This window comes from Streptomyces sp. NPDC048590 (assembly GCF_043199535.1).
GTDB lineage: Bacteria > Actinomycetota > Actinomycetes > Streptomycetales > Streptomycetaceae > Streptomyces.
The window spans coordinates 474908-500204 of the sequence record NZ_JBICWC010000003.1 but is presented as its reverse complement, the minus strand read 5'-3'; the positions used below and the strand labels follow the sequence as shown (position 1 = coordinate 500204).

The following is a 25297-nucleotide window of genomic DNA, read 5'->3' as shown; positions in this document are numbered from 1 at the left end:
GTCCGCGAACGGGCTCGAATGCCGGTGGAACCGCTCATCCCTTCGTGCGGGTCGAGGCGCGCACGACCGCCGGCCGGTTCACTGAACCGCCGGTTCCGCCAAGGGCCTTCGGGATCCCGCAGGCCACCCCACCGTCCGGGCCGGTACCGCAATCGATGGGAGTACCACCGTGACCGTTCTCGTCACCGGAGCACGCGGCGACGTAGGCCGCCGCGTCCTGGACCGCCTTCACACCGCCGGCCACACCGTGCGCGCGTCGAGCCGCACACCCGCGGAGCTGAGCGTCCCGGCCGGAGTGGACGTGCGCCGACTGGATCTGAACAGCCCGGACACCTTCGAGGCCGCCCTCCACGGGGTGGACAAGGTGTTCCTCTACGCCGAGGCCGAGGGCGCCAAGGAGTTCTTCGCCGCCGCGCACGGCGCCGGTGTGCGGCACATCGTCCTGCTGTCCTCGTCGACCGTGGAAGGGCCCGACGCTGCGGCCGACCCGCTGGCCCGCCACCACGCGGTGGTCGAGGACGCGCTCTCCGCCTCCGCCCTGCCGTCCACCGTCCTGCGCCCCGGCGCCTTCGCGGGCAACGCGCTGGGGTGGAGCCACGCGATCCGCGGGGGGCAGCCCGTGGAGCTGCCGTACGCGGACGCCCACACCGCGCCCGTCCACGAGGACGACATCGCCGACGTGGCGGCGGCCGCTCTGACCGGTGAGACCCTCATCGGCCGGACCCTCACCCTCACGGGGCCCCGGTCGCTGACCTTCCGCGAGCAGCTCGCCGTGCTCGCGGAGCTCCTCGGCCGTGAGATCCCGGTCCGGGAACTCACCCGGGAACAGGCGGTCGAGGGGATGGGCCGGTTCATTCCGGCCCCGGTGCTCACCTCGCTGCTCGCCCAATGGGCCGCCGCCGTCGGGAAACCGGCCGCGACCACCGGCACGGTGCGGGACGTCACGGGCCGTCCCGGGCGGACCTTCCGGCAATGGGCGGGGGAGAACCTCGGCGCCTTCGCCGCCCAGGACTGATCGAGCGGGTCTCAAGAAGAGACTGCGAAGGTGCCCTCAGATTGCTCCTAGGCGGGTGGGCCGGGCGTCCCACGCCCGGCCCACCCGCCGAACCGAGGGGCATGTCCGTGACTTGGAGGTCCGGAATGTACGACGTCATCGTGGTGGGGGCTCGCGTAGCGGGTGCCGCCTCGGCCCTGCTCCTGGCGCGGGCGGGCCATCGGGTGCTGCTCGTCGACCGGGCGCGGTTTCCCAGCGACACCCTCTCCACGCACTACATCCACCAGCCGGGGATCGCCCGGCTCGCCCGCTGGGGGGTGCTCGACGCGGTCCGCGCCACCGGATGCCCCGCCCTGGAACGCACCGTCTACCAGGTCGAGGACGTCCGTCTGGACGGCGGGACCGTCCCGCACGAGGGCCAGTCGGCGGCGTACGCCCCGCGCCGGTACCTGCTGGACCAGATCCTGGTCGACGCCGCCGTGGCCGCCGGGGCCGAGTTCCGCGACGGCTGCTCGGTGTCCGGGCTCGTGTACGACGGGGACCGGGTCGTCGGGGTGAAGTGCCGCTCGGCGGAGGGCCGGCCGGTCGAGGAGCGAGCACGCCTCGTGGTCGGAGCCGACGGGATGCGGTCCGCGGTGGCCAGGGCCGTCGACGCCCCGTACACGGTCCAGGACCCGCTGATGTCCTGCATCTACTTCACCTACTGGCAGGGCATCGAGTCGGGCTTCGAGCTGTACGAGCGCCCCGGCCGCTGGATCGGCGCGATACCCACCAACGACGACGCCACCCTGATCGCCGCGTACTTCCCCCAGGCGGACTTCGACCGGGTCCGCGGGGACGCGCTGGAGAACTACCTGGAGAACATCCGCACCACAGCGCCCGACCTCCACGCACGCGCGATGGACGGCGGCGAGCGCGTCGAACGGCTGCGCGGCACGGGGGACCAGCAGAACTTCTTCCGCACGCCGGCCGGCCCCGGCTGGGCGCTGGTCGGTGACGCCGCGCACCACAAGGACTCCATCACCGCCCGCGGCATCAGCGACGCCTTCCTGCAGGCCGACCTGCTCGCCGGGGCGGTCGCAGGGGTGCTAGACGACCCGGTGCGGCTCGCCGCCGGCCTGGAGCGGTACGCGGAGGAGCTGCAGGACGAGCTCTTCGAGGGCTACCGCAACACGCTCTTCGTGAGCCGCCTGGAGGTCACCCCCGACCGGCTGGCGATGCTCCGCATGGTCCAGGAATCCCCTGAACTGACGGAACGCTACTTCGCCGTGGCCGCGGGCGGGATGTCCGTCGACGAGCTCTACGACGAGGAACTGCACAGCCGGCTCGAGGTCACGACGGCATGACCCCGGCCGAGCCCCGCCCATCGACGTACAAGACAACGGAGGCACCAGTGACCGCAACGGAGTGGGAGACAGAGCTCTGCCTGCTGTTCGGTGAAGTTCTCGGTATGCCGGACGTCGACGCGCAGGACAGCTTCTTCGACCTGGGCGGGCACTCCCTCCTGGCGTCCAAGCTGACCCGGCGCGTCCAGGAGGCGTTCGGGATCAGGATCCCGGTACGCCGCGTCTACCAGGCGCCCACCCCCGCGACCCTCGCGGCCTACCTCCACGCGTCCTGAAGGAGAGACTGACATGCGCTGGAACGATCTGTACGTCGCCGGTGTGGGCGCGTACCTCCCCGAGCGGATCGAGACCGCCGAGGAGGCGATAGCGGCCGGCCGGTACACGGAGAAGAAGCGGTCGCTGAACGGCTTCCGCTCGGTCCACGTGGCCGCCGATGACGAGACCGGTCCCACGATGGCGGCGATCGCGGGCCGCCGCGCGGTGGCCAGGTCGGGACACTCCCACGACGAGTTCGGCCTGGTGCTGCACAGCTACATCGGGCACCAGGGGCTCGACTTCTGGACGCCCGCGAGCTTCGTGCAGCGCGAGACCGTCGGCGGCACCGGGCCGGCGTTCGAGATCAAGCAGGGCTGCAACGGCATGCTGGCGGCCTTCGAGGTGGCCTCCTCCTACGTGACCTCACGGCCGGACGTCACCGCGGCCCTGATCACCGGCGGAGACGCCTTCCGGATGCCCTACATCGACCGCTGGGGCTCGGACGAGCAGAACGTCGACGGTGACGGCGCCGCCGCCCTCGTCCTCTCCGGCCGCGGCGGGTTCGCCCGGGTCCGTGCCACGTACTCGCACGCGGACCCGTCCCTGGAGCCGATGGGCCGCAGCGGGGCGAGCTGGACGGACGCGCCGCTGTCCGGGGGAGCGCCGGTCGGGGTCAGCGAGCGCAAGTCGGACTACCTGCTCGCCGAGGACATGGACTTCGACGACGCGATCGAGAAGATCTCCGCGAGCGTGCAGCTCTCGATGAAGCAGGCGCTCCACGAGGCCGAGGTGGAGCTGTCCGACGTGCGGTACTTCCTCCACCAGAACCTCGCCCTGTCCATCGTCACCCACGGGCTCTACGGCCTGCTGGGCGTGGACCGGGAGTCCACCACGCACGAGTGGGGCCTGGGCACCGGAATGGTCGGCACCGCCGACCCGGTTCTCGGGCTGAACCGGGTCATGGAGAGCGGCGAGGCCAAGCCCGGCGACGTGGTGGTCCTCCAGGCCGCGGGCGCCGGATACGTGTGGACCACGACGGTCCTGGAGATCCTCGACACGCCGGACTGGTCCGGCTGACCCGCACGGACGTCCCGAAGCGGCGGGGGAGGGACCGGTCTCCGGTCCCTCCCCCGCCGCCGTACGCGGTCAGACGAAGCGGATGTCGCGCGTGGTCGCGGACGCCGCCGCGAAGTCCAGCAGGGCGCCGCCCTCCTCGGCGAGCGCGTCGCGGTCCTTGCCGGCCAGGGCGCCGAACGGCTCGATCACCAGCGTCGCGGCCTTGCGCTTCTGCTCGATCCGCCACAGCCCGCGTACGAAGCCGTCGACGAGGAACGTCGACCTGATCAGCCCGTTGCGGGTGAAGACGAGCTTGCGCTGCTCCTCGGTGAGGATCCGGCCGCGGTCGGCGTGCGACAGCAGGATGTTGTCGAACTCGGGCAGGAAGCGCACCGGCACCGGCATCCCCGGGTCGGGCAGCGGGGCGTCCAGGAGGTCCAGCAGCTCCGCCCCGTTCTCGTCGCGGAAGGAGCGCAGGCGGGGCCTGAGCCGGTCCACGGACTCGGCCAGCCGGGTCATCCCCGACCAGGCCTGGACGTCCTTGACGGTCGCGGGCCCGAAGGCGGCGAGATACCGCTCGACCATCGCGTCCGGTGAGGTGCTCGCGGCGAGTGCGCCGCCCAGCCACGACTCGGCCGTCGTGTGCACGGCCTGGCCGCTCTCACCCCACAGGCCACGCGGCGGCACCTGGACCAGCGGCACGAGGGTCCGCACGGCGTTGGCCAGTGCGGAGGGATCGCGGTCCGGCCAGCGCTCTGCGAGCAGGGTGCCGAGACCGCCCAGGGTGAGGGGTTCCTTCTCCACCAGTTCACGTCCCAGCGCCGCGACCCGAGCCGTGTCCAGTCCCGTGAGCTGCCGGCCGAAGGTCCCCTTCAGGCCCTGCTCCAGTGCGCCCTGGAGCACCGGTCGCAGCGCCAGGCAGTCCTCCGCCGTGACCAGGTGGATCGTGCCCCGCATCAGGGCGATCCTGACCACGTCGCGCCCTTCGACCCGGTCGGCCAGATCCTCGATGCGGAAGCCGGCCAGCCTGGTCCACAGCCCGATGTAGGGCGGATTGGGCGCCTGGGCCTGCATCCCCACCAGATGCGCGACCCCCTCGACGGCCCGCACGCCGGAGCGCTCCAGGAGCAGCTGACGGGCCAGCAGGGCACGGTTGAGCGCCCGTCGGTCCAGCACGTTCGGGTCTCCTGTCACCATGACCGGATCCTTTCCTCGTCGTTCACGAAAAGACGGTGGTGCCCCGGGACGACTCGCACCCCGGGGCACCACCGCAGCACACAGGCCGGTCTCAGCTCATCCTGACCAGCACGGTGCCGCTGTACTTGCGGGCGAGCAGGGCGACGAACGCCTCCGGCAGCCCGGCGACCCCGCCCTCGACCACGGTGTGCGGGAAGACGATCCGGCCCTCGCGCAGCCAGGTGCCGAACTGGGCGTTCCAGTCCTCGATCTGGTCGGGCGTGTGCAGGGTGGCGAATCCGCGCAGCGTCAGGTCCTTGGTGATGGCGGACATCAGGGGCAGCCGCGGGCTGCCCCCGTCGCCCGAGCCGTGCTGACCCGACAGGGCCCCGCACAGGGCGAACCGGGCGCCGCGGGACGCCACCTGGACCGCGGCCTCGAACTGTTCGCCGCCCACGTTGTCGAAGACCACGTCGAGGCCGTCGGGCGCGAGCTCGGCGAGCTGGTCGGCGACCGGGCCCTCGTGGTAGTCGAACGCGGCGTCGAAACCGAGTTCCTCCACCAGGAAGTCGATCTTCTCCTTCGAGCCGGTGGACCCGATGACGCGCTTGGCTCCGCGCAGTTTCGCTATCTGCCCGGCCAGCGCGCCGACCCCGTTGGTGGCACCCGAAACGAACACCGTGTCGCCCTCGGCGACCGCCGCCGTGCCGACCATGCCGTGCCAGGCGGTCGGGCCCTGGGACAGGAAGTACTCCGGGCCCGGCAGCAGGGAGCGGTCGCGCTTGAAGAACCCGTGCGCGTCGCCGACGGCGTAGTCGCGCCAGCCGGAGAAGTGCTCCACGAGGTCGCCGACCGCGAGAGAGTCGCTGTTCGAGGCGACGACCGTACCGACGGTGCGGCCCCACATGGCCACGCCCGGCTGGAAGACCGGGATCGGCAGCTTCGTGTCCGGGTTCATCTGGTCACGGGCGACCGATCCCAGGGTCATCCAGTCGTTGCGTACGACGACCTCGCCCTCGGCGGGCGCGGACAGCTCGGACTCGCCGAACTCGAAGTGGTCCAGGGTGACATCGCCCTCGGGGTAGGCCGCGAGACGGACCTCCCTGCTGACGGCGGGAAGCTCGACGCTGCTCATGTGGTGCTCCTTCGCAGGTGGACGGGGAGGCTGATCAGGTTGTGGTTCACGTCTCCGGCCCTCCAGAGCAGCTCGCTCTCCGGCACGGCCAGCCGGGCGTCGGGGTAGCGGCGGGTCAGCTCCTCCAGGGCGACGGCGAGCTCTACCCGTGCCAGCGGAGCGCCCAGGCAGTGGTGGATGCCGTAACCGAAGGCGAGATGAGGGTTCTCGGCGCGGCGGAAGTCGACGGTCTCCGGGTCGGTGAAGACCGAACCGTCCCGGTTGGCGGAGGCGAAGGAGAGGAACACGGCGTCGCCGGCGGGGATGACCGTGCCCCCGATCTCCACGTCCTCGGTCGCGATCCTCGGGAGCCCGGAGGTGTCGTTGCCGGTCAGATTGACCGTGCGCAGCAGCTCCTCCAGCGCGGCGGGTACGTCCTCGGGGTGCTCGCCGAGCCGGAGCCAGACGTCCGTGTGCCGGTCGAGCAGCGTCAGGACGAAGTTTGAGATCTGGCCGGCCGCGGAGTCGAAGCCGCCGCCCAGCAGGGTGTACCCGAGTCCTACGAGTTCCTCGAAGCCGAGCCTGTCCTCGCCGTCGCGGGCGGTGATCAGGTCGGAGAGCACGTCGTCGGACGGCTCCGCCTGCTTGCCCGCCACCAGCCCGGCGATGTAGGCGCCGAGGTTCTCACGCCCCTCGACGGCCAGCTCCTCGGGCCCCGACACGTCGGCGAACTGCCGCACCCAGGTGAGGAACCGCTCCCGGTCCTCCTCCGGCACACCCAGCAGCTCGCAGATGACGGCCATGGCCAGCGGAGCTGCGAACCCCTCGACGAGATCCACCGGACCGCCGTCGGCCTCCTTGTCCAGGGTGTCCAGGAGCCGGCCGGCCAGCTCCTGGACCCGCGGCCTCATCCCCTGGATCCGGGCCGGTGAGAAGGCCTTCTCCGCCAGCACGCGCAGCCTGGTGTGGTCCGGCGGGTCCAGCGAGATGATCATCCCGGGCGGGGCCTGGAACAGACCGCTGAACGAGGGGGCCTCTGGGGCGTAGGAGGCGGCCCGGCTGAAACGGGTGTCGTCCAGCACCGACCTGATGTCCTCGTGACGGGTCACCAGCCAGGCGTGACCGCCCCCGCTCCACCGCACCCGCACCACCGGGCGTTCGGCGCGCAACCGTGTGAAGAGCGGGTCGGGTCCGCGGTAACTTGTGCCGGGGAAGGGGAACTCGGGCAGCTCTTCACTCACCCCGGGTGTTCGGGCGGTCATGGGCAGTGCCTCCAGAGGGAAGGTCGCGTCGTCTCAGGTCAGGGTGCGGAAGAAGGAGCGCAGCTCATCCACGAGCAGCTCCGGCTGCTCCAGTGCGGGGAAGTGCCCGCCGCTCTCGTGATCGGTCCAGCGGCGCAGGTCGGTGAAGCGGTTCGCGCACCAGGCGCGCGGCATCCGGCCGTCCTTGGGGAAGAGGGAGCAGGCCGTGGGCACGTCGACCCTGCCGAGCGCCATCTTGTTGTGGCTCTCCCAGTAGATCCGGGCGGACGAGGTTCCGGTGCCGGCCAGCCAGGCCAGGGTGACGGCGTCCAGCAGCCGGTCACGTGGGATGACCTTCTCGACGTCGCCGTCGTGGTCGCTCCAGGCCCAGTACTTCTCGGTCATCCAGGCCAGCTGGCCCACCGGCGAGTCGGCGAGACCGTAGCCGAGGGTCTGCGGACGGGTGGCCTGGAGGACGGAGTAGGCGCCCTCCTCGCTCTGGAAGCGCTTGAGCGCGGCCAGTCCGGCCAGGTCGCGCTCGTCCAGCTCCACCTGCTCCTGCGGAGGCCGGGCGAAGGGCATCGTCAGATGGATGCCCATCAGGTGCTCCGCGTCGCTCTCGCCCAGGATCCCGGTCAGGAAGGAACCCCAGTCGGTGCCGTGCGCCGCGTACCGGTCGTAGCCGAGCAGTCCCATCAGCCGGGCCCACGCGGCGGCGGTGCGCTCCACGGTCCAGCCCGTCCCGGCCGGCTTGTCGCTGAAGCCGAACCCGGGAAGCGACGGGCAGACGACGTGGAAGGCGTCCGCCGGGTCCTCCGGGTCGGTCAGCGGCCCGATGATGTCGAGGAACTCGACGACGGAGCCCGGCCAGCCGTGGCTGATCAGCAGGGGCCTGGCCTGCGGGTGGCGTGAACGCACGTGCAGGAAGTGGATGCCGAGACCGTCGATCTCGACGCGGTACTGCGGCAGGGCGTTCAGCCGGGCCTCGGTCGCCCGCCAGTCGTAGGTGTTCCGCCAGTACGCGGCGAGATCCTGGAGATGGGCCAGCGGCACACCCTGGGACCAGTCGTCCACGGTCTCCTTGTCGGGCCATCGGGTCCGGGACAGCCGCTCGCCGAGGTCGGCGAGATCCGCGTCGGGGAACCCGACTCGGAAGGGCGTGGGTGCCGCGCTCATACGTCTTCCTCCTGGACTGCCGCCGGGGCCTGGTGCCTCGGCACACTACGGACGGCTGCTCGAGCACGGGTCGACCTCACCACTTGACGGGCAGCTCCCACAGCCCGTAGATCACCGCGCCCTCCTTCCGGGGTATCTCGAGGAAGGGCTTGGCGAGCTGCAGGGTCGGGATGCGCTGGAACAACTTGCTCCAGACGATCTCCAGTTCGAGCCGGGCGAGGTCGGCGCCGATGCAGTGGTGCACGCCGTGGCCGAAGCCCAGGTGCTTGCGGCTGCCGCGGGTGATGTCGAGCTTCTCCGGTTCGGGGAAGACCTCGGGGTCGCGGTTGGCGGCGAGGCCGAGGCAGAGGATGCCGTCGCCCTTGCGGATGGTGGCGCCGCCGATCTCGATGTCCTCCAGGGCGACCCGGGGCACGGCGGTGTCACCGATGGTCGCGAACCGGACCAGCTCCTCGACGGCCGGCTTGACCAGCGAGGGGTCGTCCAGCAGCAGCTTCAGCTGGTCGGGGTTCTCCAGCAGGCAGGCCGTGCCGAGCGAGATCTGGCTGGCGGTGGTCTCGTGGCCGCCGTTCATCAGCAGCCGGACCATGTTGAACAGGTCGCGGTCGGTGTACTCCTCGCCGGACGCCTCGTAGTCGGCCATGGCACGGCTGAGCAGGTCCTCGCCGGGCTCGCGCTTCTTCAGCTGGATGAGGTCGCTGACGTACGCGTTGACCTCGACGATCGCGGCCTGACGCTCCTCGGTGGTGCTGTGCCCGCCGAGCAGGGCGGTGCCGTGCTTGATGAAGAACTCGTGCCGGTCCTGCGGGATCCCGAGCAGTTCGCAGATGACGGTCATCGGCACCGGGAGCGAGAAGGCGTGGTGGAAGTCCACCCCCGGCTCCATGGCGAGCAGCTTGTCGAGGTGGTCGTCGACGATCTCCTCGATCCGGGGCCGCAGCCTGCGCACCTGGCGGCTGGTGAAGGTGAGGGCCGCCTTGCGGCGTGTGTCGCTGTGCTCCTTGCCGTCGTAACCGATGAAGGAGGTCTCCGTGCGGTACTCCGGAGGAGCGATGAAGTAGAAGGGGAAGTTGTCGTGCCGGCGCGAGGCGCTCACCCGGGGGTCCGTCAGCAGCTGCCGGATCGTGTCGTAGCCGGCGACCGTCCAGATGCGGAGGCCCGAGCCGGTGAGGGTGACCTGCGAGACGTCCTTCTCGACGATCTCCGCGTACTCCTTCGGGGGAGTGAAGGGGCACTGCCGTTTGTAGGGGAAGGTGCTGGTCTCCGCCTCGGCGGCGTCTCGCTCCGTAGCGCTGGTGGTCACGGTGGATCCTTCCTCGTGGGTAACCGTTCCTCGTGAAGGACGTCAGGGAATCTGACGGCACGAAGTTCCCGGTGCACGATGCCACCGGCCGCTCGGGCACAGCTGGAGCCCGGACGGCCGCGCGCGGTCCCCGCCCGAGGGAGGCTCGACCGGGCCTCCGGGTCCGCTCCCTAGCCTCCCGGGATGCGCATCACAGCGAGTGAGAACCGGTCCGTCGAGACCGGGCCGCTGAGCGGTCTGCGGGTGGTCGAACTGGCCGCGATCGGGCCCGCGCCCTTCGCCTGCATGGTGCTGGCCGATCTCGGCGCCGAGGTGATCCGGGTCGACCGGGCCGACGGGCGCCGCTCGTTCGAGGAGTGGCACCAGGTCCTGGACCGCGGACGCCGGAGCGTCGCACTGGACCTGAAGAACCCCGGTGACGTGGCGGAGCTCCTGGACCTCCTGGAGAGCTCGGACGTACTCGTCGAGGGCTTCAGGCCGGGAGTGGCGGAGCGCCTCGGGATCGGCCCGGAGGTGTGCCTGGACCGTAACCCGGGCCTGGTCTACGCCCGGATGACGGGCTGGGGCCAGGAAGGACCGCTCGCCCGCACCCCCGGGCACGACATCAACTACCTCGCGCTCAGCGGCGCGTTGCACGCGATCGGTGAGACCGGCGGCCCGCCCGTCGTCCCGGTGAACTTCCTCGGCGACTTCGGGGGCGGCTCGATGTTCCTGGTCGCCGGCGTCCTCGCGGCCCTGTACGAACGCCGCAGGACCGGCCGGGGCCAGGTCGTCGACGCGGCGATCGTGGACGGCGCCGGCGCGATGCTCGGCATGCTGGTCGGGATGGACGCCGCGGGACAGTGGCGGCACGAACGCGGCAGCAACCTCCTCGACGGAGGCGCGCCGTTCTACACCTGCTACGCGTGCGCCGACGGCGGATACGTGGCGGTGGGGGCGCTCGAGGAGCGCTTCTACGCCGCGCTGCTGACGGGACTCGGACTGGACGGCGCGGCACTGCCCGACCGCGGTGAACCGGGCAACTGGCCCGAGCTGCGCAGGGTATTCGCGAACCGGTTCCTGACCGCCGCCCGGGACGACTGGGCCAGGGCGTTCGAGCACACCGAGGCCTGTGTCACCCCGGTGCTGAGCACCTCCGAGGCGGCGGCGCACCCGCACCACGAGGCACGCGGAAGCGGTCCCGCCACGGTGGCCCCGAGGTTCAGCCGTACTCCAGTGGAATTCCACTGACGACAGGCATCCTGCCCTCCGATGGTCCCAGGCTGTCCGGCCACGTGCCCCACCCCCCAAGGACTGACCCGGTCCCCCAGAGATCTGAGAGGTACACCATGGCTATTTCCTCCGAGCAGGCTTCGTCCACTGAGACGGAGGTGACAAGGGACGAACCGGCGTCGGATACGGGAACCGGGGCGGCGGTGCCCGACCCGAAGCGCTGGATGGCCCTGCTGGTACTGCTGGTCGCCGCCTTCATGGACATGCTGGACGGCACCATCGCGAACGTGGCGGCGCCCGCCATCCAGCAGGGGATCGGCGGCGGTTACTCCGTCATCCAGTGGGTGCTGGTGGGCTACCAGCTCAGCTTCGCGCTGCTGCTCATCCTCGGCGGCCGGCTCGGCGACATCTACGGCCGCAAGCGGATGTTCCTCCTCGGCGTCGTCGGCTTCACCGTCGCCTCGCTGGGGGCCGGACTCGCCCAGGAACCCTGGCAGCTGGTCGCCTCCCGCATGGTCCAGGGCGCGTTCGCCGGCATCATGGTCCCCCAGATCCTGGCCATCATCCACGTCACCTTCTCCGCCAAGGAGCGGGCCGGCGCCTTCGCGATGTACGGCGGTGTGGCCGGTCTGGCCGCGGCGGTCGGCATGGGCGCGGGCGGGCCGCTGGCGGAGTGGGACCTCTTCGGCCTCGGCTGGCGCCTGATCTTCCTCATCAACATCCCCGTCGGCATCCTCGGGATGATCTACGCACCCCGTGTGCTCCGCGAGTCCCGTGCCCCGCACGCGCTCAAGCTCGACGTCCGGGGCGTCGTCCTGGCCACCGCGGGCCTGCTGCTGCTGATCTTCCCGCTGCTCCAGGGCCGGGAGATGGGCTGGCCGGTGGGCGGCTTCGTCTCGATGGCCGCGTCGATCCCGGTGCTGGCCGCGTTCGTCGTGTGGCAGCGGAAGAAGACCCGGCTGGACGGTTCGCCGCTGGTGGAGCTGGCGCTGTTCCGCATCCGCAGCTTCTCCTCCGGTCTCGGGGTCAACCTGGCCTTCTACATCGGCATGGGCATGTTCAACATCGGCTGGACCGTGTACATGCAGGTCGGCCTCGGCTGGTCGCCCATGCGAGCGGGCCTCACCAGCCTTCCGTTCTGCATCGGCGCCTTCCTCACGTCCTCGGCGGCCATGGTCGTCCTGGTGCCCAAGTTCGGCCGCAAGGTGCTCCAGGCGGGCGCGGTCGTCGCCGTCGCCGGCTCCCTCAGCTTCCTCTGGGCCGCCGGTCACTACGGCAGCGGGATCAGCTCCTGGCAGCTCGTGGTGCCCATGCTCCTGGTCGGTCTGGGCTTCGGCCTGATCGCGGCGCCGCTGCCGCAGATCGTCATCTCCGAGGTTCCGCAGAAGGACGCGGGATCGGCCTCCGGGATCGTCCACACCAACGCCCAGCTGGGCTTCGCCGTGGGCGGCGCCCTGGTCAGCGTCGTCTTCTTCGCCGGCCTTGTCGGCAACACCGGGTCGGCCATCGACGACCAGGAGACCGCCCTGCGCAAGGAGCTCGTCGCCACCGCGCAGCTCACGCCCGGGGACGCGGACGCCACCGTCGCGGCCTACCGGACCTGCGCCGTCGACCGGGTCGAGGAGAAGGACCCGTCCGTCGTCCCGCAGAGCTGCCTCGTGCCCGCCCTCCAGGACGAGCGATCGGCCCAGGTCCTGGGCGACTACTCCAAGGACGCCACCGGCACCTCCTTCGCCGGAAGCCTGCAGACCACCCTGTGGGTCTTCGGAGGGATCGTCGTCCTGGCCTTCCTGCTGATGTTCGCGATCCCGCGGCAGATGCGGCTGGAGGCGCCCGAGGACGAGGAGGAGCCCGGCAAGGCCCCCGAGGCCACGCCGGCGGCCTGACGACGACACCACCGTCACACCCGGTCCGGTGCGGCGGGAACGGGCGGCCTCTGCCGCCCGCTCCCGCCGCACCGTCGTGTGCGCGGTCCATCACCGCTCCAGCCTTACTCCGGCCCGCAGCCGGACCGTAGGGGCAGCATCCGGACAGCAGCCGGCCGTCTCCGGCGCACACAGGACAAGGGAGGGGCGATGGCCGAGCAGAGCTTCCAGCTCTACGACACGACCCTGCGTGACGGTACTCAGCAGGAAGGCATGGTGCTGACGGTCGAGGACAAGCTCGCCGTCGCGCGGCGGCTCGACGACCTCGGAGTCGGCTTCATCGAGGGCGGCTGGCCCGGCGCGGTGCCCAAGGACACCGAGTTCTTCCACCGCGCCCGTACCGAACTGGACCTGCGCAACGCCGTGCTGGCCGCCTTCGGCGCGACCCGCAGGCCCGGCGTACCCGCCCCCCTGGACCCGCAGGTACGCGCTCTCCTGGAGGCGGAGACCCCGGTGGTGACCCTGGTCGCCAAGAGCCACACCGGACATGTGCGCAACGCGCTGCGCACCACCCTCGCCGAGAACCTCTCCATGATCAGCGGCACGGTGCGCCACCTGGTCCACGCGGGCCGGCGCGTGTTCGTCGACGCCGAGCACTACTTCGACGGCTACCAGCTCAACCGCGAGTACGCCCTCGCCGTGGTCCACGCCGCCGCGGAGGCCGGAGCCGAGACCGTGGTGCTGTGCGACACCAACGGCGGCTCGCTCCCCGACGAGGTGCGGTCCGTCGTCGCCGAGACGCTCGCCCTCACCGGGGTCCCGCTGGGCATCCACTGCCACAACGACACCGGATGCGCCGTCGCCAACACCATGGCCGCGATCGACGCGGGTGCCGTCCACGCGCAGGGCACCGCTCACGGTTACGGCGAACGCTGCGGCAACGCCGACCTGTTCACCGTCATCGCCAACCTGGTGCTCAAGCGCGGACGCGAGGTCGTCCCGCTGGAGAGGCTCTCCCAGCTCGCCGCGGTCGGCCGGGCCGTCACCGAACTCACCCAGGTCCCCGGCGACGTCGCGGCACCGTACATCGGAGGCTCGGCCTTCACCCACAAGGCGGGACTGCACGCGTCCGCCCTGCGGGTCGACCCCGACCTCTACCAGCACACCACCCCGGAGCTGGTCGGCAACACCATGCGCACCCTCGTCTCCGACATGGGTGGCCGGTCGTCGATCGAACTCAAGGCGCGCCAGCTCGGATACGACGTGGAAGCGGGCTCCGACGAGGTTGCCCGCGCCGCGGCGCGGGTGAAGGAGCTGGAGAACAGGGGCTACAGCTTCGAGTCCGCGGACGCCTCGTTCGAACTGCTGCTGTGCGAGGAACTCGCCGGCGGTCCCGGGCCCCACCCCTTCGAGGTCGAGGCATGGTCCGTCGGGGTGTCCGGCACCCTGGGCGGCGAGGTCCGCACGGAGGCGACCGTACGGCTCCGCGTCCAGGGCCGGAGCGTCACCGCGACCGGGCAGGGGAACGGTCCCGTCAACGCGCTGGACACCGCGCTCCACACCGCCCTCGACCCCTGCTTCCCGGCCCTGGCAAGGCTCGAACTGGTGGACTACCGGGTCCGGGTGCTCAACGGGGAGACCGGCAGCGGCGCCCGCGCCCGGGTGCTCATCTCCTACCGCGACGGTGAGCGCCGCTGGGGCACCGTCGGCGTGGACGGCAACACCACCGCCGCCAGCTGGCGTGCGCTCCTGGACGCCGTCCACTACGTCCTGCTCGACCGGTCCGACCGCCGGGTCCAGGAGACCCCGCCGCTCGCCGCCGTCACGAGCCGGTAGGCCGCCCCGATCCCGAACCTGGAGTGACAGTGCGTCTGGAAGACGTCTACGTAAGGGGAACCTCGACCCGGCTTCCCTCCCGCATCCCGGTCGCCGAAGCCGTCGCCTCGGGGGCCTGCCCGCCCCGGGTGGCGGCAGGGGCCGGCATGGAATCGGTGGCCTACTCGCCCCACGAGTCCGCAGCCGAAATGGCGGCGACCGCCGCGAGGACCGCCCTTGAGCGGGCCGGCACCGAGGGCGGCGACATCGGCCTCCTGCTCCACGCGGACACCTACCACCAGGGCCAGGACCTGTGGCCCGTCGCCTCCTACATCCAGCGGGAGACCCTCGGCAACACCTGCCAGGCCGTCGAGATCCGGCAGATGTCCAACGGCGGGCTCGCCGCCCTCGACCTGGCCACCGCCTATCTCACCGCCGGGCACGGCCACGGTGACGCGCTGCTCACCACCGCCGACCGCTTCTGCGCCCCCGGCATCGACCGCTGGAACACCGACCCCGGAACCCCGTACGCCGACGGCGCCACCTCGCTCGTCCTGTCCAGACGCGGCGGCTACGCACGGCTGGTCTCGCTCGCGACGCACGCGGACCCCGAACTCGAACCGCTGCACCGCGGCGACGACCCGTTCACCGCGGCGCCGTTCGGCCACCGCATGCCCGTGGACTTCGAATCCGCCAAGCGCTCCTTCGTCGGCCGCACCGGCCTCTCCTACGCCGTCACCCGGGCCCACGCGGGCCAGCAGACCGTCATCAAGCAGGCGCTGGCCGACGCCGGCAGCGAACTCGCCGACGCCGACTGGGTGGTGCTGCCGCACTTCGGGCAGCGGCGTCTGACCTCCATCTACTACAAGCCGTTCGGCATCGACCCCGCCCGCACCACCTGGGACTTCAGCCGCACCGTCGGACACCTCGGCGCGGGCGACCAGTTCGCCGGCCTCGACCATCTGACCGTCTCGGGCCGGGCCGCACCCGGCGACCGGGTCGTCCTGGTCAGCGTCGGCGCCGGGTACAGCTGGGGCTGCGCCGTCCTGGACATCCTCGAACGCCCCGGCTGGGCCGCCGCGTAGGCGGGTCCACCGGTTCTCCAGTACCGCTTGAGCACTTCATGTCAGCCTTGTGATCCGCCTTGCCGCGGACTGTCGAAGGGAAGGTCTGCCGTGGCGCCGACCGTTACGTCCGAAAGCGCAGCACTCCACGTCACCGAGCACTCCATCACCGTGGGAGCGTCACCCGACGCCGTCTACGCGCTGGTGGCCGATGTCACCGAGTGGCCCCAGGTGTTCGGACCGACCGTGCACGTGGAGGTGCTGGAGGAGGCCCCCGCCGAGGGAGGCGAGCAGCTCCTGCGCATCTGGGCCGTGGCCGGCGACAAGGTCCGCACCTGGACCTCACGCCGGATCCTCGACCCCGTGGCCCGCACCATCGGCTTCCGGCAGGTCGTCACGGCCGCGCCGGTCGCCTCGATGGGAGGCGAGTGGCGTGTGCGGGAGCTGGAGGACGGCACCACCCGGGTCACCCTGCTGCACGACTACCGTGCCGTCGACGACGACCCGGCCGCGGAGGAGCTCATCGAGAGCGCCGTGGACGGCAACAGCCGTGCCGAGCTCCTCGCCCTGAAGAACACCGCGGAGCTGGGCGACGCGCGCGAGGAACTCCATTTCACCTTCAGCGACTCGGAGACCGTCTTCGGGGCCGCCGGAGACGTCTACGCCTTCCTGGACCGCGCCGACCTGTGGCCCGAGCGGCTGCCGCACGTGGCCCGCCTCGACCTCACCGAGGACGAGCCCGGTATCCAGCACATGGACATGGACACCCGCAGCCCGGACGGCTCCACGCACAACACCACCTCGGTCCGGGTCTGCTTCGAGGACCGGGACGTCATCGTCTACAAGCAGCTCCGGGTGCCGGTCGCGATGGCCGGCCACACCGGCCGCTGGGTCATCGAGTCCCTGGGCGACGGCACGGTCAGGGCCACCTCGTGGCACACGGTCACCCTGGATCCCGCGGGTGTGCGTACCGCCCTGGGACCCGAGGCCACCCTCGCGGAGGCGCGCTCGCTGGTGCGCAGATCGCTGGGCACCAACAGCTCCACCACCTTGCGGTACGCCAAGCAGTTCGCGGAGGAAGCGCGTGCACAGTCGTAGTCAGGACGAAACCGTCACCGTGGTCAACCGGTTCGAGGTGAAGGGCAGCACCGAGAAGTTCGAGCGCGAGTTCCGGGATCACTCCCACTACCTGCGCGGACGTGAGGACTTCGACTTCCTGGTGACCGTCCAGCTCGTCGAACGCCCCGAGGTGATCGTGCACTTCGGGCACTGGCGGACCATGCGCGGCTTCCTGAACACACTCCACGACGGCACCTTCCAGGACCATGTGGAGAAGCTGGGCCCGATGGCCGACACCGAGGTGGACCAGGCCGTCAGCGTGGCGCGTCACCTGAAGGAGAACGCGTTGGTCGGGGCGGAGACCGTGGTCCTCACCCGGGCCCGGATCCTCGGCGACCCGTCGCACTTCGAGCGGCGTTTCGCCGCGACGGCCGAACTCTTCGGACGGCTCGGCGGGTTCGGCGGCAGCGACCTGCTGCGCTCCGTCCTCGTCCCCGGCGCCTACACCGGCGTCCAGTGGTGGCGTGACGGCGAGGCCTGCGAGCGCGCGCTGGCCGACAGCGGGTACACCGAGCAGGTCAGGCGGATGCGGGAGACGGCCGACGTCGTCGTGGAACGCACCCGCCACGTGGCCTACGAACGCGGACTGGGCTGAGGTCCGTACCGCTCCACCGGCGCCGGAGCCGAGGACCACGAGGTCCTCGGCTCCGGCGCGTCCCGGGCGCGAGCCCCCCGCGAGCGGGTGGGAGCAGGCTGTGCGCATGGCGAATCCGATGCGCATCACCGTGCTCCGCGGCCGGCCCGACGAGGCGGAGCTCGCGGCCGTGACCGCGGTGCTCCTCGCCCTCGCCCGCCGGTCGGGCGAACCGGACGAGGAGACCAGGGCGGCCTACGCCGGATGGACCGTCAAGCGCGGCGGCTACCGGGACCCGGCCGCCTGGACCGCGCAGTGAGGCAGAGCCGGCCGCACATCCACGCGCGAGGACGAGGACCCCTCCGGGGCGCCCTCCCGCCTTGCCGACAGCAGAACCGGCCGTCGCCCGTCCCCCCGGACGGGGCGACGACATGGGAGGGGGAGTCGTGACAGATCACCGGAGCTTTACGGAACACATGCAGGCGCAGGCCGCCGAGACGCCGGACCGGGAGGCGCTGGTCCTTCTCTCCGAGACCGGCGGCACGCTGTCACCACGCACCGTCGACTACGCGGAACTCGACCGCTGGGCCCGCACCCTGGCGACCGCACTGCGCCGGCACGCGGAGCCCGGCCAGAGGGTGCTCATCGCCCACCGCTCCCGCGCGCTCTTCGTCACCGGCTTCCTCGCCTGCCTGTACGCCGGCGTCGTCGCCGTGCCCGTGGCACCGCCGGGCGGACGGGGCCACCACGACGAACGCATCGCCGGGATCGTCAAGGAGGCCGCCGCGGTCTGCGTGCTCACCTCGACGGAAGAGGCCGCGGAGGTGTCGCAGCTGCTCGCACGCACCGGACACGGCTCGGTCGTCTGCCTCCTGGCCGACGGACCGGCGGCCACCGCCGCCACCCAGGAGCCCTGGCAGCCCTTCGTCCCCGAACCGGACACGGTCGCCTACATCCAGTACACCTCGGGCTCCACCCGTGACCCCCGCGGGGTCACCGTCACCCACCGCAGTCTGCTCGCCAACCAGCGGGCCATCCAGGAGGCCCTCGGTACCCGGCCCGGCATCCGGATGGGCGGCTGGCTGCCCCTCCACCACGACATGGGACTCGTCGGCCAGCTCCTGCACGCGCTCTGGCTCGGCGGCACCGCGGTGCTGATGACACCGGCCGCGTTCGTCAAGCGGCCCGCGAACTGGCTGGAGACGGTCTCACGCTACGGGCTGACCGTCAGCGGAGCCCCCGACTTCGCCTACGAGATGTGCGTACGGCGGATCAACGACTCGCAACTCGCGGGTCTCGACCTGTCGCGCTGGGAGGTCGCCGTCGACGGCGGCGAGCCCATCGACCCCGCCACCCTCGCCGCGTTCGCCGAGCGGTTCGCCCCCGCCGGACTGCGGCCGGGCGCGCTCGCGCCCTGCTACGGCCTGGCCGAGGCCACCCTCATGGTCTCCGGCACCCGTACCGCCCCGGCCGCCGCCGCCCGCACCGTCGACGCCGCCGCGCTGGAGGCCGGCCGCATCACCGCACCCACCGGACCCGGGCGCGCCCTCGCGCACTGCGGACCCGCCGCCTCCGCCGACGTGCGCATCGTCGACCCGGACACCCGCCGGGAGCTGCCCGACGGCCGGATCGGGGAGATCTGGGTCCGCGGCGAGAGCGTGGGTCCCGGCTACTGGGCCCGGCCCGCCGAGACCGCGGCGGCCTTCGACTGCCGCATCGAGGGCGGTGGCGGCGGCTACCTCCGCACCGGGGACCTCGGGGCCGTCGACGACGGCCTGCTGCACGTCACCGGCCGTCTCAAGGACATGATCGTCATCGCCGGGCGCAACCTCTACCCGCAGGACCTGGAACGCACGGTGCAGCAGGTCAGCGGCCTCTTCGGGGCCGCCACGGCCTTCGCGGTGCCCGGCCCCCGCGAACGCGTCGTCATCGTGCAGGAGCTGCGTGCCCGCAGCCGGTACGACATCGACCTGGCGGCTCTCGCCTCCGCCGTCCAGCAACGCCTGAGCGAGGAGTACGAGATCCGCGCCGCGGGAGTGCTGCTGGTACGTCCCGGCACCGTACGCCGGACGACGAGCGGCAAGGTGGAGCGGGCGGCTATGCGCCGCCTGTACCTCCGCGGGGAGCTCACCCCGCTGCACCGGCGGACCGAGCCCGAGGCCGAGTCGCTGCCCGCGGTGGGGAGGCAGTGATGACGACGGCGGAGGACCGGATCGACGCGCTGGAGAAGGCATTCGGTCCCCTGGACGACCCCGCGAACCCCCGCGGCACCGCGGCCCTGCTCGCGGCCGACGAGAAGGGCGAGGTACTGCCGGCGGCCGAGCACGTGCTGGACGCGTTCGACCTCAACGCCGAGTTCGTGCCCGTTGAGGTGGGCGGCCGGCTGGACCGGATGGACGTGCTCGGCCGGATCCTGCGCCCCGTCTTCCGCCGGGACGCCTCCCTCGGCTTCGGATACGGGCTCAACTGCTTCTTCGCCACCACCCCGGTCTGGACCGCCGGCGACGCCGGACAGCGCGGGCTCGCCGCCAGGCTGCTCCTCGGCGGCCGGCGCGTCGCCGTCGCCCGGCACGAGGTGGCCCACGGCAACGACTTCGTACGGGACGAGTTCACCGCCCGTACGGTCCCCGGAGGCCTGGTCCTCGACGGCAGCAAGTCCGCCATCGCCAACGCCTCCCGCGCCACCGGCCTCGTCATCTTCGCCCGCACCGAGGGCGCCGCGCGCGGACGCAGCCACACGGTGCTGCTGCTCGACCGCGACGAACTGCCCCCGGACCGGGTCGAGGACCTGGCCCGGCGTACCACCACCGGCATGCGCAGCACCGAGTTCGGCGGCCTGCGGATCACGGACTGCCTCGTCCCCGACAGCGCCGTGATCGGCTCCGTCGGCGACGGCTACGAACTGTCCCTGCGGTCCTCGCTCCTCATCCGGGGCCTGATCCCGTCCATCGTGCTGGCGGGGGCCGACACCGCGCTGCGCACCGTCGCCAGGTTCGCGGCGCGGCCGAGGGAGGACGGCCGTTCGTCCCTGGACGTGCAGCACGTGCGCGACGTCCTCACGGGCGGCTTCCTCGACCTGCTGGTCATCGACTGCCTCGCCCTGGTCGCGACCAGGGCGCTGCACCTGCTGCCCCGGCAGATGAGCGCCTACGCGGCGGCCGCGGCGTATCTGGCGCCCAAGCTGGTCACCGAGAGCATGGACGAGATGTCCTCGGTGCTCGGCGAGGAGACGTTCGCCCAGGACGGCGCGTACGGCATGTTCCAGAAGCAGCGCCGCGACCTGCCCGTCACCTCGCTCGGGCACGCCGGCAGCGCCGGGCGGCAGGTCAGCATCCTGCCCCAGCTCCCGTACTTCGCCCGGCACGCCTGGTTCGCGGACCCCGAGCCGCCGCCCGAGCTGTTCCGCCCGTACGGCCCGCTGCCGCCGCTCGACCTGTCCCAGCCCGTCCTGCTCGGCGACGGGGACCCGCTGTCCGCCTCCCTGGTCGCCTCCACGGATCTGCTGGAAGCGGCGGGAGGGCCGGGAGACGAAGGGGAGGGCGGGTCCACCCTGCGTTTCCTGGCCCGCGCGCTCACGGGGGAACTCGTCGATCTGAAGAAGGCGTTCGAGAAGGTGCCGCAGGGCGACCGGGAAGCCCTCTCCAATCCGTACAGCTTCGGCCTGGCGGACCGCTACACCCTGGTGCTCGCCGGAGCGGCCGCCCTCGGGGTGTGGCGCGAGCAGCGGCGGGCCCCCGCCCCGGGTGCCGACGCCTTCCTGGCCTCCCCGGCCTGGGTCACGGCGGTGCTCTACCGGCTGGTCAGACGGCTCGGGCTGCCGCTGCCGGACCGGCCTGCCGACTGCGAACGTCTCGCGCTGGACGAGGCCATGGCCCGGCTGCACAACCGTCGCAGCTACGACCTCTACAGCTCCCCGCTCGCCTGACCCCCCAGGCGGACGACGACCCCCCCCGTACACCCGGGCGCCCCCCGCCCCAGAGCCCGACAGGGAGCAGACTGATGCAGGACCAACCGCCCCGCGCGCGTGACGACTTCGCCGTGGCCCACCGGGAGTGGATGCGCGAACGGGTCGCGCACTACCTCGGGCGTCCGGTGGACGACACCGTCTCCCTGGCGGAGGAGGGCCTCGACTCGGTGGCCGCCCTCAGCCTCTACGGAGACATCGAGGAGGAGTTCGGCCCGCTCATCGAGCCGGACGACATCTGGGCGTACCCCACCGTCCGCCAGCTCGCGGACTTCATCGCCATGCGCGACGTGGACCCGGGCGAGAGCCGGGTCCGCGCCGCGTTCGTCTTCACCGGGCAGGGCTCCCAGCACCCGGGTATGACGTCCGGGCTCTATCTGAACTCCACCGGCTACCGGGCCTTCCTCGACGAGGCCGACGCTGCGATCAGGCCCTGGACCAAGCAGTCGATCGTCAAGCTGATCCTCGCCGACGACCCGGCCGTCCACCGCACCGCGCTGACCCAGCCCGCGCTCTTCGCCGTCGAGTACGCCCTGGCCAGGACGCTGGAGGAGGCGGGTGTGCAGCCGGTGGCCGTACTGGGCCACGGAATAGGGGAGTTCGCCGCCGCCACCGTGGCCGGCGCGCTCACCCTGGCCGACGCCGCGAAGCTGGTGTCGATGCGCGGAGCCTTCATGGAGTTCCTGCCTCCGGGCGGCGGCATGATGGCCCTCTGCGTCACACCGTACGAGGCCGCCGAACTCGTCGCCGCCGAGCCCGCCGTGGGCATCAGCGCCATCAACGCCGCGAAGGCGATCGTGCTGTCCGGCGACTGTGCCGCCCTGGAGCGCATCGAGGCCAGGGTGGGCGAGACCGGCATCCGCTGCCGGCACCTCGCGGTGTCCCACGCCTTCCACTCCCCGCTCATGGCCCCGGTCGTGCCCAAGTTCGAGGCGATCGTCCGGCGGCTGTCCGGTGGCGCCGCACGGGTGCCGTTCTACTCGACGGTCTACGGCCGGCTGGCCACCGAGCCGCTCTACGGCCCGTACTGGACCGAACACATCACCGCGCCCATCCGGTTCGCCGACGCCGCACGCAGCCTGCTGGGACAGCAGGCGCCCACCCACGTCGTCGAGATCGGGCCCCAGGCCGTGCTGACGCCGTATCTGCGGAGGATGGGCGGAGGGCCACGCGGTCCCGTCTGCATCCCCGTGTGCCAGGGGCCGGCGAGCGACGCCGTCGACCTGGCCGGTGTGATCTCCGCCCTCGACGCGGGGCCGCTCTCCGCGGCTCTCTCCGGAGCCTGAGGTGGGGGCACGGGTGGGGCGCCCGCTGCCCGCCGAAGGCCCCGGCGGGCCCTGGGACGACATCCGGGGCGAGCTCGCCCGCACCGGCAGTGTCGTGATCCACGCGACGATGTCCGCCTGGCGTCCGCAGGAGGACGACGAGGCCGGCCTGCGCCGCCGGCTGGGACGGGACTGGCGCCGTTACGAGAAACTCTCCCAGCCCCGGATGCGCGACAGGTTCGTCGCGTCCCGGCTGTTCCTGAGGCACGCCGCCGCGGCGGTACTGGGCACGGGCCCCGACCTCGTGGACCTGGCGTACCAGCCGGGCGGGCGGCCCTATGTGCGGGGCTGCGACCAGATCGACGTCAGCCTCAGCCACACCGAGGAGATGATGGTCGTCGGCATCACGCGCAGGGGGCGCATCGGGGTCGACGTGGAACGCGCCGACCGGCGGCTCGCGCACACCGGTTCCGAGCGCCAGGCCTGCACCCCGTACGAGAAGGACCGCCTGGACGCGGGCGGGGAGGCGGCGCGCAACGACACCATGGTGCGGCTGTGGACGCTCAAGGAGGCGTACAGCAAGGCGCTCGGGCAAGGCCTCCGGTTCCGTTTCACCGAGTTCGGCTTCGCGCTCGACGGGGACCGCGACGGCACCCGGCTGGTCAGGCCGGACGGTTCGCCGGTCCCCGGCTCGGAGTGGCAGTTCGGCACGTTCCGGGCCGGGGAGGGCTACGTCGTGAGCGTCGCGGTCTGCGACACCGGGTTCGGGGAGCTGGCGGACCTGTCGGTCGGTACCACCCTGGACGACGGCATGCTCGACGCGTTGCTGGGCGCGCCTGGCGGGGCCGACGGGCCTGTAGGGGCCGGGTCAGGGGAGCCAGCCGGCTTCCTCGGCGATCCGGATCGCGTCGATGCGGTTGCGCGCGCCGAGTTTCCCGACGATGGCCGTGAGGTAGTTGCGGACCGTGCCCTTGGACAGGTAGAGGCAGCCGGCGATCTCGGCGGCGTCGGCGCCCCGGGCGGCGAGCCGTAGGACCTCCAGCTCCCTGGGGGACAGCGGGTTCTCCGGCGAGTCCCAGGCCGTGAGGGCGAGCTGGGGGTCCACGACCCTGCGTCCCGTCGCCACCGACCGCACGGCGAGAGCCAGTTGGTCCGGCGGCGAGTCCTTGAGCAGGAAGCCCGAGACATGGGCGGACAGGGCACGCCGCAGGGTGCCGGGGCGTCCGAGACTGGTGAGGATCAGGGTCCGGCAGCTCGGGAGCTGTTCGTGGAGTTCGGCCGCGGCGGTCAGGCCGTCGATGCCGGGAAGGTCGACATCGATCACCGCGACGTCGGGCTTGGCGTCGAGCGCGGCGGAGACGATCAGATCGCCCCGGTCCACGGCGGCGACCACATGAAGATCCGGTTCCAGCTGGAGCAGGGCAACCAGCGCTCCGCGAATCATGTGAACATCCTCGGCGAGGAGGATTCTCACGGACAGCATCATTACCCCCGGTCAGATGATGTGAGGTCAGGCGACGGCGGATCTCTCCGGGGGCGTGGGCCCGAGGGCGAGCGCCTCGATGTCGTTCTGCGGCCTGATCGGGGCCCAGACCTCGAGGTGGAATCTGCCGTCGCCCTGGAGCCCCGCGGTCAGTCCGCCGCCGATCGCGGCGAACCGGGTCCTCAGGTTGTCCAGCCCGCTGCCGCCACCGGCCCCCGCGGTGAAGAGGTGACTCGGTTCGTGCGGGTGGTCGTTGGTCATCCCGAGACGGACCGTGGTGTCGTCCAGCTCCGCCTTGATGCTGCAGATCCGCACCCGGCTGTGCCGCAGGATGTTGGTGACCCCCTCACGGAGCGCGGTGGCGAGCACGGTGTCGACGACCGGATGGAGCCGGCCGCACTCCACGGTGACGTCCGCCCGGATGTCCGCGGCGGCGAGCACGGTCCCCGCCGACTCCGCCTCCTCGGACAGGGACATGTCGCGGTAGCCGCTGGACACCAGCCGGACGTCCGCCAGTGCCTGACGTGCCACCCGCAGCACCGAGGCCGTCTCCTCGCGCGCCTTGTCGGGCCGGGTTGCGATCAGACGGTGTATCAGTTCCCCCTTGAGCGTGATGGCGGAGAGGCTGTAGCCGAGCAGGTCGTGCAGATCGCGGGCGAACCGCAGCCGTTCCTGCGTCACCGCCATCCGCGCGAGCTCCTCACGGGTCGCGTGCACCTCGTGCACCAGGTCGGTGAGGCGGGTCAGGCCGTAGATGACGAGCCCGGTCAGGATGCCCGCGATCGTGAAGTACAGCACCAGGTCGATCGTCGCCCCGGCCAGGAGGTTGTATACGGGGATGAAGGCGATCAGCGCCCCGTAACTCGGCCAGGCGTAACGCGCGGGAAGGGTGAGGAGCAGCGAGGCCGCGAGAGGCCCCTCCATGCTGCCCCAGTTGGTCCCGAACCAGACGAGCGGCGCGAAGGTGAGCACCGCCTGCAGGCCCAGGACCAACGCTTTCCGGCCGGTCGGCCAGCTGCGGGCTTGCGGGGAGGAGACCGCCAGCTGTACGCCGAACACCATCAGCACCAGCCCGACGCAGACCACGAGTTCGAAGGTCTCGGGGCGGGTCCGTACGACGTTGAGCACTGTCATGGTGCCGTAACAGAGCAACGCGGTCACGATGATCGCGCGAGCCAGCCGCGGGGCCGGCGCCTGCGAACGTGGTGAGAACGGAACGATGTTCCGTGTGGGCATCGCCGCCTCCTCGCCAGGTACCTACAGTGGCGGACGCAT

21 protein-coding genes and 1 pseudogene are annotated in these 25297 nt (G+C 71.8%); 15 read left to right on the top strand and 7 right to left on the bottom strand.

The genetic code is table 11. The features are described from left to right. Positions 1-169 precede the first annotated feature (169 nt). The 4 genes from ACGFNN_RS10525 to ACGFNN_RS10510 all read left to right on the top strand — a co-directional run bounded on the left by ACGFNN_RS10525 (position 170) and on the right by ACGFNN_RS10510 (position 3672). The gene (locus tag ACGFNN_RS10525) at positions 170-1015 is read left to right on the top strand and encodes an SDR family oxidoreductase (RefSeq protein ID WP_393554618.1); all 846 of its coding nucleotides are present in this window, start codon (positions 170-172) and stop codon (positions 1013-1015) included. A gap of 125 nt (positions 1016-1140) precedes the next feature. Continuing rightward, positions 1141-2340, top strand: a complete 1200-nt coding sequence (locus ACGFNN_RS10520; RefSeq protein ID WP_393554616.1) for an NAD(P)/FAD-dependent oxidoreductase — start codon at positions 1141-1143, stop codon at positions 2338-2340. A gap of 47 nt (positions 2341-2387) precedes the next feature. Beyond that, positions 2388-2615 (top strand): phosphopantetheine-binding protein, encoded by a 228-nt coding sequence (locus ACGFNN_RS10515; protein ID WP_362556057.1) that lies wholly within the window; start codon positions 2388-2390, stop codon positions 2613-2615. Between the two features lie 13 nt (positions 2616-2628). After that, positions 2629-3672 carry a ketoacyl-ACP synthase III family protein gene (locus ACGFNN_RS10510; protein WP_393554614.1) on the top strand — a complete coding sequence of 348 codons (1044 nt, stop codon included), beginning with the start codon at positions 2629-2631 and terminating at the stop codon, positions 3670-3672. 69 nt (positions 3673-3741) lie between these two features. On the opposite strand, the gene ACGFNN_RS10505 is transcribed toward ACGFNN_RS10510, so the two are convergent. From ACGFNN_RS10505 to ACGFNN_RS10485, 5 genes are all read right to left on the bottom strand, one after another. Continuing rightward, complete coding sequence (locus ACGFNN_RS10505; RefSeq protein WP_393554612.1) at positions 3742-4848, bottom strand: winged helix DNA-binding domain-containing protein; 1107 nt, start codon at positions 4846-4848, stop codon at positions 3742-3744. Between the two features lie 91 nt (positions 4849-4939). After that, on the bottom strand, positions 4940-5962 hold the full coding sequence (locus ACGFNN_RS10500) for a zinc-binding dehydrogenase (RefSeq protein WP_393554610.1): 1023 nt from the start codon (positions 5960-5962) through the stop codon (positions 4940-4942). Then, complete coding sequence (locus ACGFNN_RS10495) at positions 5959-7203, bottom strand: cytochrome P450 (protein WP_393554607.1); 1245 nt, start codon at positions 7201-7203, stop codon at positions 5959-5961. The genes ACGFNN_RS10500 and ACGFNN_RS10495 overlap by 4 nt, the downstream gene beginning before the upstream one ends. Before the next feature lie 33 nt (positions 7204-7236). Next, on the bottom strand, positions 7237-8358 hold the full coding sequence (locus ACGFNN_RS10490) for an epoxide hydrolase family protein (protein ID WP_393554605.1): 1122 nt from the start codon (positions 8356-8358) through the stop codon (positions 7237-7239). Positions 8359-8434: 76 nt separating this feature from the next. Next, complete coding sequence (locus tag ACGFNN_RS10485; RefSeq protein ID WP_362556069.1) at positions 8435-9661, bottom strand: cytochrome P450; 1227 nt, start codon at positions 9659-9661, stop codon at positions 8435-8437. 183 nt (positions 9662-9844) lie between these two features. On the opposite strand from ACGFNN_RS10485, the gene ACGFNN_RS10480 reads away from it, so the two are divergent. The 11 genes and pseudogenes from ACGFNN_RS10480 to ACGFNN_RS10430 all read left to right on the top strand — a co-directional run. Then, entirely contained in the window at positions 9845-10891 is a 1047-nt protein-coding gene (locus tag ACGFNN_RS10480; RefSeq protein ID WP_393554602.1) for a CaiB/BaiF CoA transferase family protein, read from the top strand. Between the two features lie 185 nt (positions 10892-11076). Further along, complete coding sequence (locus ACGFNN_RS10475; protein ID WP_393554600.1) at positions 11077-12759, top strand: MFS transporter; 1683 nt, start codon at positions 11077-11079, stop codon at positions 12757-12759. Between the two features lie 189 nt (positions 12760-12948). Continuing rightward, the gene (gene cimA / locus ACGFNN_RS10470) at positions 12949-14574 is read left to right on the top strand and encodes a citramalate synthase (protein ID WP_393554598.1); all 1626 of its coding nucleotides are present in this window, start codon (positions 12949-12951) and stop codon (positions 14572-14574) included. Between the two features lie 29 nt (positions 14575-14603). Further along, positions 14604-15638 (top strand): ketoacyl-ACP synthase III family protein, encoded by a 1035-nt coding sequence (locus ACGFNN_RS10465; protein ID WP_393554596.1) that lies wholly within the window; start codon positions 14604-14606, stop codon positions 15636-15638. Positions 15639-15728: 90 nt separating this feature from the next. Next, on the top strand, positions 15729-16715 hold the full coding sequence (locus tag ACGFNN_RS10460; RefSeq protein ID WP_362556080.1) for an aromatase/cyclase: 987 nt from the start codon (positions 15729-15731) through the stop codon (positions 16713-16715). After that, positions 16702-17331, top strand: coding sequence for a hypothetical protein (locus tag ACGFNN_RS10455; RefSeq protein ID WP_393554594.1), 630 nt, complete (start codon positions 16702-16704; stop codon positions 17329-17331). Before ACGFNN_RS10460 ends, ACGFNN_RS10455 begins: the two co-directional genes overlap by 14 nt. Before the next feature lie 106 nt (positions 17332-17437). Then, on the top strand, positions 17438-17629 hold the full coding sequence (locus ACGFNN_RS10450; RefSeq protein ID WP_362556155.1) for an acyl-CoA carboxylase subunit epsilon: 192 nt from the start codon (positions 17438-17440) through the stop codon (positions 17627-17629). Positions 17630-17756: 127 nt separating this feature from the next. Continuing rightward, positions 17757-19502, top strand: a complete 1746-nt coding sequence (locus ACGFNN_RS10445) for a fatty acyl-AMP ligase (RefSeq protein WP_393554592.1) — start codon at positions 17757-17759, stop codon at positions 19500-19502. Then, the gene (locus ACGFNN_RS10440; protein WP_393554590.1) at positions 19502-21235 is read left to right on the top strand and encodes an acyl-CoA dehydrogenase family protein; all 1734 of its coding nucleotides are present in this window, start codon (positions 19502-19504) and stop codon (positions 21233-21235) included. The genes ACGFNN_RS10445 and ACGFNN_RS10440 overlap by 1 nt, the downstream gene beginning before the upstream one ends. A gap of 74 nt (positions 21236-21309) precedes the next feature. Beyond that, positions 21310-22560, top strand: a complete 1251-nt coding sequence (locus tag ACGFNN_RS10435; protein WP_393554588.1) for an acyltransferase domain-containing protein — start codon at positions 21310-21312, stop codon at positions 22558-22560. 109 nt (positions 22561-22669) lie between these two features. Next, positions 22670-23275: pseudogene (locus ACGFNN_RS10430) on the top strand (4'-phosphopantetheinyl transferase family protein); the annotation flags it as partial. 132 nt (positions 23276-23407) lie between these two features. On the opposite strand, the gene ACGFNN_RS10425 reads toward ACGFNN_RS10430, so the two are convergent. Both ACGFNN_RS10425 and ACGFNN_RS10420 read right to left on the bottom strand, forming a co-directional pair. After that, positions 23408-24022, bottom strand: a complete 615-nt coding sequence (locus ACGFNN_RS10425; protein ID WP_362556147.1) for a response regulator transcription factor — start codon at positions 24020-24022, stop codon at positions 23408-23410. A 27-nt stretch (positions 24023-24049) separates the two neighbouring features. After that, on the bottom strand, positions 24050-25258 hold the full coding sequence (locus tag ACGFNN_RS10420; RefSeq protein WP_393554586.1) for a sensor histidine kinase: 1209 nt from the start codon (positions 25256-25258) through the stop codon (positions 24050-24052). Positions 25259-25297: the final 39 nt, after the last annotated feature.